The 240-nt window shown below is 65.4% G+C and carries 1 protein-coding gene; it reads right to left on the bottom strand.

Annotated features, from left to right (window positions below; genetic code table 11):
• Positions 1 to 240, bottom strand: a 240-nt coding sequence (locus tag SB754_RS22700) for a phenylalanine--tRNA ligase beta subunit-related protein (protein WP_410784526.1), incomplete at both ends; no start/stop codon positions are given.

The raw sequence follows: 240 nt of genomic DNA, 5'->3' as shown, positions 1-240 counted from the left end.
CCAGTCCACGCCGCGCTCAAAGCGCTTGGACGCTTCGGAAGGCAGCTTGTGCCGGCGGGGTGAGCGGCCGATGCTGACTTCCTCGAAGTGCGCGGCCTTGATGAGGATGTTGCTGGTGGTGTCCGACACTTCAGTGGCGGAACCGCCCATCACACCGGCGATGCCGATCGCACCGGAGTCGTCAGTGATGAGCAGGTCCTCGGGGTCGAGGGTGCGGACCGTCTCGTCCAGCGTCTTCAG

The organism is Leifsonia sp. SIMBA_070 (assembly GCF_046534635.1).
Classification (GTDB): Bacteria; Actinomycetota; Actinomycetes; order Actinomycetales; family Microbacteriaceae; genus Leifsonia.
The sequence above is the reverse complement of the archived record's forward strand: the minus strand, read 5'-3'. Positions and strand labels throughout refer to the sequence as shown.